Below are 8804 nucleotides of genomic sequence, written 5' to 3'. Positions count from 1 at the left end.
GAGGCGGTCGTCCGGAAAGTTCCCGGGTTGCGGCGCTGTCTATCAGCTACCTGATCTCGACCCAAACCCATGCCCGGCGCATCAGTGACGACAGGGCGCGGGACTCGATGGGTCCCGTTGGACCTCCAATCCCGACGGGGGCACCGTGACGCCCTTTGTCGCACTGTATCTCATCGTCAGCCTGGTCGGAGTGGCGCTCATCTGGGTCAGGGGTGGTCATCCGGAGCGAATGGGTGCCGTGTTCTGGCTGGTCGCCTGGATGTTCCAGATGCCACTCAACGACCTCCGGCTCGGTGATCTGCGGTGGGGTGTTGCTCTGGTTGATCTCGCGTCCTTCGCCGCCTTCGTCTGGTTGGCGCTGCGCCATGAGCGTTGGTGGCCGATCGCGGTTTCCGCCTGTCTCCTGCTGACCGTCGCAACGCACCTGTTCGCGCTCCTGGTGCCCGGGGGAACACCTCGCGGTGAAGCCAGCGCCCAGTTGGGGTTCGGCCTGCTCGCGATTGTGACTCAGGTCGCCGGCGTTTTGGAGCGGTGGCTGGCCGGGGAAACACCGGCCAGCGCGGCGGCGACGTGGAAACGAATATGCCCCTCGGCTGAGCGGGGCCAATCCTCCGCAGGCCGGGTCGCTCTGGTTCCGGTCCGACGGCCCCAGGCCGGATGAAGGCCTTCACCCGGGCGAGCCCCTGCCCGCCATGGCCTGGGCCGCACCACCGGGTCTGGAGAAGATCCCGTCGCACCCGAGCCATAGATTTTCCTGTTCCTGACCACAGAGTTTATCGATTGTCCTTAGATCATCGACCCGTCTAGGCTTGCGCCAATCGCGCCAGACGCAGGAGGACATCATGGACGGCAACGCCGGCGGCCCCACGCCCCTCAACGATCCGAAGAAGGAAAAGGCCGCGCTGCGGTCGCTGCTGGGGCGAACCAACCGCGACTGGTGGCCGAACCATCTGGCCGTCGACATCCTGCATCAGCAGGGCCGGACCGGCGATCCGATGGGCGACGACTTCAACTATGCCAAGGCGTTCAAGGCGCTCGACTATGCGGCGGTCAAGCGGGACCTGACCGCGCTGATGACCGACAGCCAGCCGTGGTGGCCGGCGGACTATGGCCACTACGGCCCCTTCTTCATCCGCATGGCCTGGCATTCGGCCGGCACCTATCGCACCGGCGACGGTCGCGGCGGCGCGGGCGCGGGGCAGCAGCGGTTCGCCCCTCTGAACAGCTGGCCGGACAACGGCAACCTCGACAAGGCGCGGCGCCTGCTGTGGCCGATCAAGCAGAAATACGGGGCCAGCCTGTCGTGGGCCGATCTGATGATCCTGGCCGGAAACGTGGCCATCGAGAGCATGGGCGGGCCGGTGTTCGGCTTCGGCGGCGGCCGGGCCGATGTCTGGGAGCCCGAGAAGGACGTCTACTGGGGCACCGAGGAGAAGTGGGTCGGCGAGGAGGGCAATGAGACCCGCATCCAGCCGGACAAGGGGATGGCGCTGGAGAGCCCGCTGGCGGCGATCCAGATGGGGCTGATCTATGTGAACCCGGAAGGGCCGGGCGGCGTGCCGGACGCCCTGCAGTCGGCGCGCGACATCCGCGAGACCTTCGCCCGCATGGGGATGAACGACGAGGAGACGGTGGCCCTGACAGCGGGCGGCCACACCTTCGGCAAGGCCCACGGCGCCGGCGACGCCAAGAAGGTCGGCGTCAGCCCGGAAGGGGCGGACATCGCCCAGCAGGGCCTCGGCTGGATCTCCGGCCACGAGAGCGGCATGGGCGACCACACCATCACCTCGGGCATCGAGGGCGCCTGGACGCCCACGCCGACCACCTGGGACATGGACTATTTCAACATGCTGCTGGACCACGAGTACGAGCTGACGCGCAGCCCGGCCGGGGCCAAACAGTGGCATCCGGTCGGCGATCCGCCCGAGACCCTGGCCCCCGCAGCCCACACGCCGGGCAAGAAGGTCCCGACGATGATGACCACCGCCGACATGGCGATGAAATTCGACCCCGAGTACCGCAAGGTGATGGAGAAATTCCGCGCCGACCCGGCCTATTTCGCCGACGCCTTCGCCCGCGCCTGGTTCAAGCTGTGCCACCGCGACATGGGGCCGAAGGTCCGCTACCTCGGACCGGAAGTGCCGGCTGAAGATCTGATCTGGCAGGACCCGATCCCGGCGCGGGTGGGTCCGGACCTCACCGCCGCCGACATCAGCGCGCTGAAGGAGCAGATCGCGGCCTCGACCCTGACGGTGGCCGATCTGGTCACGACGGCCTGGGCGGCGGCGGCGACCTATCGCGGGTCGGACCACCGCGGGGGCGCCAACGGCGGCCGGCTGCGGCTGGAGCCCCAGCGGTCGTGGGACGTCAACCAGCCCGGAAAGCTGGCCCATGTGCTGGAGGTCTATGAGGCCATCAAGGGCGATTTCGACGGCGAACGCATCGTCTCCATCGCCGACCTCATCGTTCTGGGCGGCTCGGTCGGCATCGAGAAGGCGGCCAGGGCCGGCGGCCATGCGGTCGAGGTTCCCTTCACCCCGGGCCGCACCGACGCCAGTCAGGAGCAGACCGACGTCGAGGGCTTCGCCGTGCTGGAGCCGAAGGTCGACGGTTTCCGCAACTATCTGCAGGTCCGGTACAACGTCCCGACCGAGGAGCTGCTGATCGACCGGGCCCAGCTGCTGGGCCTGACGGCGCCGGAGATGACGGTTCTGGTCGGCGGCCTGCGGGTGCTGGGCGCCAACCACGGCGGGTCGAAGCATGGGGTGTTCACGGATCGGCCGGGCCAGCTGACCAACGACTTCTTCGTCAATCTTCTGGATATGCGGACGGGTTGGAAACAGGTCGATGACAGCGGCGACGAGACCTTCATCGGCTCGGACCGCCTCACCGGCGAGCCGCGCTGGACGGCGACGCGCACCGATCTGGTGTTCGGCTCCAACTCCCAGCTGCGGGCGCTGGCGGAGGTCTACGCCTCGGCCGACGCCGGAGAGAAATTCGTCCGCGACTTCGTCAAGGCCTGGACCAAGGTCATGAACGCCGACCGCTATGACCTGACCTTGAAGGAGGAGTTCGGCGCGGCGGCCGCCTGAGACAGGGCTTGGTGGCTGAAAGGTTCATCACGACGGTCACAACGGAAGTCACAACGGGCACGACGGGAACGGTGATCTTTCCTCAAGACCGGTTTCTTGAGGGGTGATGAAATCGCGGCTTCGCCGCCTTGATTGATCAAAGCCCTGGATGAGTGCCTGGGCCATTTCCCCGGACCCCGTTGTGTCCGTCGTGACTTCCGTTGTGCCCGTTGTGATGAACCCGCCGCCGCCACCTCCATAAGGTCGTCTGATTGCCTTTGGCCAAAGCGATAGCGGACGCCTATATGTCGGCCATGCTCCCGACCCTGCGTCAGCTCCTGTATCTCAAGCTCCTGGCCGAGCACGCCTCGTTCAGCCGCGCGGCCGAGGCCGCCCATGTCAGTCAGCCGGCCCTGTCGGCCGGGGTGCAGGAGCTGGAGAAGATTCTCGGGGCCCCGGTCGTCGAGCGTACCCGCGGCAATGTGCAGCTGACCGCCGTCGGGGCCGAGGCGGTGCGGCGGGCCGAGGACGTGCTGGCCCGGACCGAGGACCTGGTCGAGGCGGCGAGGAACGCCGGCAAGCCGCTGTCGGGCCGGTTCCGGCTGGGGGTGATCCCCACGGTCGCGCCCTTCCTGCTGCCGGCCAAGCTGCCGGGGCTGAAGGCGGCCTATCCGGCCCTGCGCCTGTTCATCCGCGAGGACCTCACGCCGCGGCTGGTGGCGGGCCTCAGGGCCGGGCATCTCGACGCGGCGGTGATCGCCCTGCCCTATACGGCCCCCGGGGTCGACCATGCCCGCATCGGCGACGACGAGATTCTCGCCGCCGCCCCGGCCGGCCACGCCCTGGCCGGGCCCGGCCCGATCCCGCCCGGCTCCCTCAAGGCCGAGGACCTGATCCTGCTCGAGGACGGCCACTGCCTGCGCGACCAGGCCCTGGCCGCCTTCGACATCGATCCGCCCAAGGGCGAGGACGTGTTCGCCGCCACCTCGCTGCACACCTTGGTGCAGATGGTCTCATCCGGGCTCGGGGTCAGCTTCCTGCCCGAGATGGCGGTGCGGGCCGGCCTGGCCGACATGCCCGGCGTGGTCGTCCGCTCGATCGCCGCCAAGGCCCCGCGGCGCGAGATCGTCGTGGCCTGGCGCGCCGGCTCCAGCCGCGCCGCCGAGGCGAAGCTGCTGGCCGAGGCGCTGCGGATCGACTGACCGGGCGCCGGTTCAGCTCGACAGGCAGACCACCTGGGCCACCCGGAGGTCGCGGCGCAGGTCGTCGGCGACCAGGCCGTAGTTGTCGATGGTGACGGTGCGGCCGGTCAGCGGCTCATCGGCCTTCTGCAGGCCGCGGACCGCCGGCGCGAAGGTGTCGGGCGCGGTGGTGTAGATGCGGCCGCGGCGCGGACTCTCGGCGATGGTCACGCCGACGGCGCGGCCCTGGCGGTCGAGCGCCGGCGCGCCGGACAGGCCGGCGAGGGCGCCGTCCAGCCGGTCGGTGCGCCCGACCTCGGCCCAGGCCAGCACCGGCTCGTCGCGCTGGCCGCGTCCGCGCACCCGCAGGGTCTCGCGGCCCAGCAGGCGCGACGTGACCTCGCCGGCGCGGCCCTGCGGAAAGCCGGGGTGGAAGGCGCGCTGGCCGCGGCGCAGGACCTCCCCCGAGGCGAGCGGAACGGCGGCGGGGCCGCCGGCGGTCTGCAGCACGGCGATGTCGGCGCGCGGCGCGAGGCGGACGTCGGCGGCGACGGCGCGGCCGCCCCCGACCATGATGGCCGGACGGCGGCAGCCCTCGACGACGTGGCGGGCGGTGACCCAGCGGCCCTCGCGGGCGATGGAGAAGGCCGTGCCCGAGGCGGGCTGGAACGGAATGTCCGGCGCATGGACGGTGACGGCGGGATCGAACGGGGTGACCGGCCCGAGCAGGGCCCCTTCCATCTCGTCCGGGGGCGGCGGGGCGGGCGGCGCGTCGGCGTTCTCGCGCTGACCCAGCGACAGGCCGATCAGGGCGGCGAGGACGAGGGTGTAGATCACCCAGTCGGGCGGACGCATGCAGGTTCCAGGTTCTAGGGGCCAGGTTCTAGGGGAGGAGACACCAACCGCCTCCTCAAAGCCGTCAACATCCGGCCGACCTCTTCAGCTTGAGTCAAGACGGCGTCAACTTCGGCCCGCGGCGCGAGCTCGAGTTCGGAAGCGAGAATCAGGAAGGTCTCGAGCTCGGCCAGCGATCCTCTGGCCGTCCATCTGGCCCGAAATCCGGTACTCCTCGTGCTTCGGGAACCGTCGCGTCAATCGATAGACGGTCACCGCCACCCTCATCGCCTTCCTCCAGACCGTGAGGTCCCGGTAAGATCGAACCGTCATCGGCATCCTCCCGGGAATCATCCCCGGAACCTGGCCCCCAGAACCTCGAACCTACCCGGTCAGGGCGGCGGCGAGGATCACCGCGGTGGCCAGCTTGGCGCCGACCAGCAGGACGGCGGCCGAGGTCTCGCCCTCGCTGATGCGCTGGGGCAGGCCGGTCAGCAGCAGATCGACGACGCGGAAGACCAGCAGCTGCAGCACCACCGTGGCCACGCCCCAGATCAGGATGTCGCGCACCGAGGTGGAGACGCTGAGGCTGACCGCCAGCGGGATCGCCAGCCCGACCAGGACGCCGGCGAAGGCCACCGAGGCGGCGGCGTTGCCGTCGCGGATCAGGGCGATCTCCTTCCACGGCGTCAGCAGGGCGTAGATCACGGCGCCGGCGACGAGCAGGCCGAGCGTCACCGCCAGATGCAGCACCGTGGTCGGAAAGCCGGTGGCGAAGGCCTGGACCTCGGGGCTTTCGAGCACGGTGGAGAGAGACGGGGAATCCATGGCGGTCCGGGCGGCTGACACAGCAAGGCTGTGCCCCATTGCGGCCCCAATCCGCAAGCGCGTCAGCGCCACACCTGGTGAGGAATTGTTACGCCGCCTCCACCGCCCCGGCGGCGGCGGCCTGCCCGGCGCGGCGGACGCTGGCGCGAACCTTTTCGCTCTCGGACTTGAGCTGGCCGCAGGCGGCGAGGATGTCGCGGCCGCGCGGGGTGCGGATCGGCGAGGCGTAGCCAGCCTTGTTGAGGATGGCCGCGAAGCGCTCGATGGTCTTCCAGTCCGAACATTCGTAGGCCGTGCCGGGCCACGGATTGAACGGGATCAGATTGACCTTGGCCGGAATGCCCTCGATCAGCTTCAGCAGGGCGCGGGCCTCGTCGGGGCTGTCGTTGACGCCCTTCAGCATGACGTATTCGAAGGTCACCCGGCGGGCGTTGGACAGGCCGGGATAGGCCCGGATGCCGGCCATCAGCCGGGCGAGGTCGTACTTCTTGTTCAGCGGCACCAGCACGTCGCGCAGGGCGTCGTTGGTGGCGTGCAGGCTGATCGCCAGCATGGCCTGGGTGCGGGTTCCCAGCACGTCGAGCTGGGGCACGACGCCGGAGGTCGAGACGGTGATCCGCCGCCGCGACAGGGCGATGCCCTCATTGTCGGAGATGATGTCGATGGCGTCGGCGACATGGTCGAGATTGTAGAGCGGCTCGCCCATGCCCATGAAGACGATGTTGGACAGGCGGCGGTCCTCCTTGGGCGAAGGCCATTCGCCGAGGTCGTCGCGGGCCACCTGGACCTGGGCCACGATCTCGGCGGCGGTCAGGTTGCGGACCAGCTTCTGGGTGCCGGTGTGGCAGAAGGTGCAGTTCAGGGTGCAGCCGACCTGCGACGACACGCACAGGGCCCCGGCGCGGCCGACGTCGGGGATGTAGACGGTCTCGATCTCGATGCCGGGGGCGGTGCGGATCAGCCATTTGATCGTGCCGTCGCCCGAGGCCCGGCGCTCGACGATCTCGGGGCGGGCGAGGGTGAAGGCGGCGGCCAGCCTGGCCTGCATGTCCTTCGCCACATTGGTCATCGCCGCGAAGTCGGTGACGCCGTAGTGATGGATCCAGCCCCAGATCTGGCTGGCCCGCATCCTGGCCTTTTCGGGCGCGCAGACGTCCGCGTCGATCAGCGCCTGACGCAGGCCCGCGCGCGTCAGGCCGGACAGGTTGACGGGGGCCGAGGGAACGGCCGCTGACGTGCGCGAAAGGTCGAGCGTGAGGCTCAAGGCGGCATCCTTGGGTGGCGGGAGGCGCGGCTTATACCACAGATCGGGCTGGTTTTAAGGCGAGGACGCCGACTGAAAAAACGCCGTGTCAGAGTCGGCAGAGTCGGCAGGGTCGCGGTGGAAAAACATGGTGGCAGAGTCGGCAGAGTCTACATCCTCGTCAGGAGAAGGCGCCTGTGGCGGCGGTTCGGGATTCGGTTGTCAAAGAACGCGACGCAGAAACACCGGCATTATACGCCCGCTGTCTCCTCCGGCGGGTTCATGACGCTGGGGGAGAGGCTGTCGCCCATGAAAACAAGCGGTTGTCTGCTGAAAGCATGATGGTTGGCGACGGATTTGCAGCGCAGCAAACCCTGCTTTCGTCATCCTCCGGCGAGCGCAGCGAGACCGGGGGACCCAGCGGCGCCGAAGGCGATCTGTTCAGGCAGACTGTCGTGGGCCGCGGCGCTCCCGACACCTTCGCGCTCGCGCGCGCCGCTGGGTCCCCCGGTCTGCGCGGCTATGCCGCTTGCCGGAGGATGACGAAAGGAGGGGGAGGCTGCAGGTGGGAGTGCTGCTTCCGCTACCGAACTCTTTGCGACCTTTCCAGCTAACTTTGCCGTAGGGGCCAGATAGGCTTAGGCCAGAGTGTTCGGAGAGCGGGAGGGATAGGATGAGAGTGTTCAGGCCTTTTATTCTGGCAGTGGTCGCATCGTTGGCGACATCCGCTTGCGAGAACGGGTCCGCCCCACCTCCGGACGCCTCTATCCCAGCATGGTTGCGGCAACAGGTTTCGGACGGTGGCCGGTTTCCGCCCGTGATTGAGCAGGTCACCTATGGAGGACAACCCGCCTATCATACCGTTGCGACAAACCGGTACGACACTGGCGACGAGCACAGCCTGTTCTCCGCGGACGGGAAACTCATTTGCCGCTTTGGCGGATATGCGGGGCGGGTAACCTCGGGCTCCTGCGATTTAGACAAGATCGCTTATGTGCGCACGCTATACGATCCCGATTAGACCAACCGAGAAGGTCCGCTTCCACCCTCAGCGGACGCTGCCTCAGATCGAGAAACTCACCCCGCAGCCGCAGCTGGAGGCCGCGTTCGGGTTGCGGACCACGAACTGGGCGCCGGCGAGGTCGTCGACGAAGGCGATTTCGGAGCCCTTGAGGAAGGGCAGGGAGACCGGGTCGACGAGGGCGGCCTGGCCGGCGGCCTCGATGCGCAGGTCGTCGGGCTCGGCCGTCTCGACCAGTTCGAAACGGTACTGGAAGCCGGAGCAGCCGCCGCCGTCGACGGCGACGCGGAGCAGGACCGGCCGGTCCTCGGCCCCGGCCAGCGTCGCCAGGCGGGCGGCGGCGCTTTCGGACAGGGTCAGGCCGTGGCCGCCGGCGTGGGGCGAAATCCGGAAGGCGGGGCTGGATTGGACGGTGCTCACGGGGCTCTATATGAGGCGCGGACGGGCGATCGCAAAGGCCCGGTCCGCGAATGAGCCGCCGTGTTGATCCCCGAACGGGCCGCCTATGCCGAATATCCCGAGCACAGCCGCGGCCGGCTGACGCCCGAACCGATCAGCCGCACCCGCAACGCCTACGCCCGCGACCGCGACCGGATCATCCACGCCACCGCCTTCCGCCGCCTGAA

Annotated in this window: 9 protein-coding genes and 1 pseudogene; 4 read left to right on the top strand and 6 right to left on the bottom strand. The window is 68.8% G+C overall.

Features of this window, described 5'->3' with window-relative positions; genetic code table 11:
• Positions 1 to 145: 145 nt before the first annotated feature.
• From Q0588_RS15790 to Q0588_RS15780, 3 genes are all read left to right on the top strand, one after another.
• A complete protein-coding gene (locus Q0588_RS15790; RefSeq protein ID WP_298748194.1) occupies positions 146 to 661 on the top strand; it encodes a hypothetical protein in 516 nt (171 codons plus the stop codon).
• A 181-nt stretch (positions 662 to 842) separates the two neighbouring features.
• Positions 843 to 3092, top strand: a complete 2250-nt coding sequence (katG, locus tag Q0588_RS15785) for a catalase/peroxidase HPI (protein ID WP_298748192.1) — start codon at positions 843 to 845, stop codon at positions 3090 to 3092.
• 293 nt (positions 3093 to 3385) lie between these two features.
• Entirely contained in the window at positions 3386 to 4273 is an 888-nt protein-coding gene (locus Q0588_RS15780) for a hydrogen peroxide-inducible genes activator (protein WP_298748196.1), read from the top strand.
• Positions 4274 to 4285: 12 nt separating this feature from the next.
• Here Q0588_RS15780 and Q0588_RS15775 read toward each other — a convergent pair whose 3' ends face one another.
• The 6 genes from Q0588_RS15775 to erpA form a co-directional block, all read right to left on the bottom strand.
• Positions 4286 to 5107, bottom strand: coding sequence for a serine protease (locus tag Q0588_RS15775; protein ID WP_298748190.1), 822 nt, complete (start codon positions 5105 to 5107; stop codon positions 4286 to 4288).
• A 14-nt stretch (positions 5108 to 5121) separates the two neighbouring features.
• A complete protein-coding gene (locus tag Q0588_RS16080) occupies positions 5122 to 5256 on the bottom strand; it encodes a hypothetical protein (protein WP_366873041.1) in 135 nt (44 codons plus the stop codon).
• Positions 5213 to 5374 carry a hypothetical protein gene (locus Q0588_RS16075; protein WP_366873039.1) on the bottom strand — a complete coding sequence of 54 codons (162 nt, stop codon included), beginning with the start codon at positions 5372 to 5374 and terminating at the stop codon, positions 5213 to 5215. Before Q0588_RS16075 ends, Q0588_RS16080 begins: the two co-directional genes overlap by 44 nt.
• 96 nt (positions 5375 to 5470) lie before the next feature.
• Entirely contained in the window at positions 5471 to 5914 is a 444-nt protein-coding gene (locus Q0588_RS15770; protein ID WP_298748188.1) for a DUF350 domain-containing protein, read from the bottom strand.
• Positions 5915 to 6002: 88 nt separating this feature from the next.
• A complete protein-coding gene (rlmN, locus tag Q0588_RS15765; protein WP_298748185.1) occupies positions 6003 to 7178 on the bottom strand; it encodes a 23S rRNA (adenine(2503)-C(2))-methyltransferase RlmN in 1176 nt (391 codons plus the stop codon).
• A gap of 1042 nt (positions 7179 to 8220) precedes the next feature.
• Entirely contained in the window at positions 8221 to 8598 is a 378-nt protein-coding gene (gene erpA / locus Q0588_RS15760; protein WP_298748180.1) for an iron-sulfur cluster insertion protein ErpA, read from the bottom strand.
• Between the two features lie 60 nt (positions 8599 to 8658).
• Here erpA and Q0588_RS15755 point away from each other — a divergent pair.
• Positions 8659 to 8804 (top strand): annotated as a pseudogene (locus Q0588_RS15755) (deoxyguanosinetriphosphate triphosphohydrolase); the annotation flags it as partial.

The organism is uncultured Brevundimonas sp., assembly GCF_937870815.1.
Lineage (GTDB): Bacteria > Pseudomonadota > Alphaproteobacteria > Caulobacterales > Caulobacteraceae > Brevundimonas.
The sequence above is the reverse complement of the archived record's forward strand: the minus strand, read 5'-3'. Positions and strand labels throughout refer to the sequence as shown.

What these genes read in the sequence shown, in the direction of transcription:
- katG (WP_298748192.1), top strand. Translation starts at nt 843, where the DNA reads ATGGACGGCAACGCCGGCGGCCCCACGCCCCTCAACGATCCGAAGAAG.
- Q0588_RS15780 (WP_298748196.1), top strand. Translation starts at nt 3,386, where the DNA reads ATGCTCCCGACCCTGCGTCAGCTCCTGTATCTCAAGCTCCTGGCCGAG.
- Q0588_RS15775 (WP_298748190.1), bottom strand. Translation starts at nt 5,107, where the DNA reads ATGCGTCCGCCCGACTGGGTGATCTACACCCTCGTCCTCGCCGCCCTG.
- Q0588_RS16075 (WP_366873039.1), bottom strand. Translation starts at nt 5,374, where the DNA reads ATGAGGGTGGCGGTGACCGTCTATCGATTGACGCGACGGTTCCCGAAG.
- Q0588_RS15770 (WP_298748188.1), bottom strand. Translation starts at nt 5,914, where the DNA reads ATGGATTCCCCGTCTCTCTCCACCGTGCTCGAAAGCCCCGAGGTCCAG.